The following is a 1826-nucleotide window of genomic DNA, read 5'->3' as shown; positions in this document are numbered from 1 at the left end:
CCAGCGGCCGTCGGTGACCACCAGTGTTGCGCCCTTGCTGCGGGCGCGGGCGGCGATCACCCTGGTGCGGGCCGGCGCGACCGCGCCGCCGCCGAGGCCGAGCACGACCAGGTCGAGGCCGTCGAGCAATACGGCGGCCACCTCGACGGGGTCCGGGCCGGGGTCTGGGATCACGGCGAGGCGCTCGAGCTGGGCACCCATCTCCACCGCGGCGAGCAGGCCGAGCCGGGGCACCCCGACCACCGCGGCGTGCCCGCCGTCCTCGGTCACCGCGGCGAGCAGACCGGCGAGCAGCGAACGCGCACCCGTATAGGACACGACAGAACCCTTGGCCAGGCCACCGCCGGGCAACAGCCCAGCGAGCGCGGGCGGCACCGCGAGCGACTCCCGAGTCAGTTCGGCGTCGGCCGGAACGCGCTCGACCGCCGCCGCGCCACGACCGGGTATCGCCGCCATTCTTCTGCGCAGCTCAGCCAGCGTCGGCGGGCTGTCCCGGCCCGCCCCGAGCGATGCCGTATGCGGTTGTGCCCCCTCCTGCGGTTTCGCATCCGAACCCATCTCTACCACCTACTTCCCACGATGGACCCGAGGCGACGCGTGCGGAACGACCCTCGTAACGAGGGATCAGCACCGATTCAGCTATCGATCCGTATCGAATATACGTTCGATACTCGCTCAGTAGAAACCGACCCCCGGGTTCCGTCAAGGCCCCGCCCCCGGCCCCGCGATTTCGAAACGATGCCGTTGTAAACCGCTGGTCGTCGGTGCTCAGTCGTTATCTCGGCGGCGAGCGGTGCGGGCGGTCGTCACAGTGACGAACACCGGGGACCGGCCGGCCTTTCCGATTCGGCCTACCCAGTCCGGGACGCCCGCGAGCGAGGGACAGACGCCCGCCGCGACGAAGGCGGCAAACACGGAGTCGCCCAACGGAGAGCGTCGGCGAATCCAGTGGGCCATCCCGTAGAACACCCCGTTTTCCGCTACCCTCGCACCGTGACCGAACGCGCTCGTCCCATTGTCGGCCCCGATTACCTGGTCGCCGGCCGTTACCGGCTGCAGTCGAAGCTGGGTGGCGGCGGCATGGGCGCGGTCTGGCTCGCACACGACCGGCTACTCGACCGGGACGTCGCCATCAAACAGGTCATCTCGACGGCGGGGCTGCCGGAGGAAGAGGCCAACGAGATCCGCAGCCAGATCATGCACGAGGGCCGGGTCGCGGCCAAGCTCTCGCACGAGCACGCGATCGCCGTCTACGACGTGGTGCTGGAGGCGGGCGAGCCCTGGCTGGTGATGGAGCACCTGCCCTCCCGCAATGTGGCCAGGGCGCTCGCGCTGGTGGACACGCTGCCGCCGATCGAGGTGGCCCAGATCGGTGCGCAGGTCGCCGACGCGCTGGCCGCGGCGCACGCGGCGGGCATCACGCACCGCGACATCAAGCCGGGCAATATCCTCGTCGCCGACCGCGGGCCGATCGTCGGCATGGCCAAGCTCAGCGACTTCGGCATCTCGCGCGGCGCGGGCGAGCACTCCGACGACCCCGACGGCGTCATCGTCGGCACCCCCGCCTACCTGCCGCCGGAGGTCGCGCGCGGCGCGCAGCCGACCAAGGCCAGCGACGTGTTCTCCCTCGGCGCCACGCTGTACACCGCGATCGAGGGCCAGCCTCCGTTCGGGCTCGACGAGGACAGCGACGTCCTGGTGCACCGCGCCGCCATGGCGCAGATCATTCCGCCCACGCGCAGCGGGATGCTGACCGAGGCGCTGCTGCACATGCTCGAGCCCGCGCCGCAGCGGCGACCCACGATGGCCGAGGCCAGGGACGAAAT

General features: G+C 71.1%; 2 protein-coding genes. One reads left to right on the top strand and one right to left on the bottom strand.

Going from position 1 to position 1826, the window contains the following annotated elements; all coding sequences use genetic code 11:
- The coding region (gene imuA' / locus ON39_RS05670; protein ID WP_040731822.1) for a DnaE2-dependent mutagenesis accessory factor ImuA' at positions 1-558 on the bottom strand (558 nt) is incomplete at its 3' end.
- Between the two features lie 435 nt (positions 559-993).
- Between imuA' and ON39_RS05660 the strand changes: the two genes are divergently transcribed.
- Positions 994-1826 (top strand): serine/threonine-protein kinase (locus ON39_RS05660; protein ID WP_040731819.1); only part of this gene is annotated, 833 nt, incomplete at its 3' end.

Origin of the sequence: Nocardia tenerifensis NBRC 101015 (assembly GCF_000308715.1) — a bacterium.
Taxonomy (GTDB): domain Bacteria; phylum Actinomycetota; class Actinomycetes; order Mycobacteriales; family Mycobacteriaceae; genus Nocardia; species Nocardia tenerifensis.
This window is presented reverse-complemented; position numbering and strand designations above follow the sequence as displayed.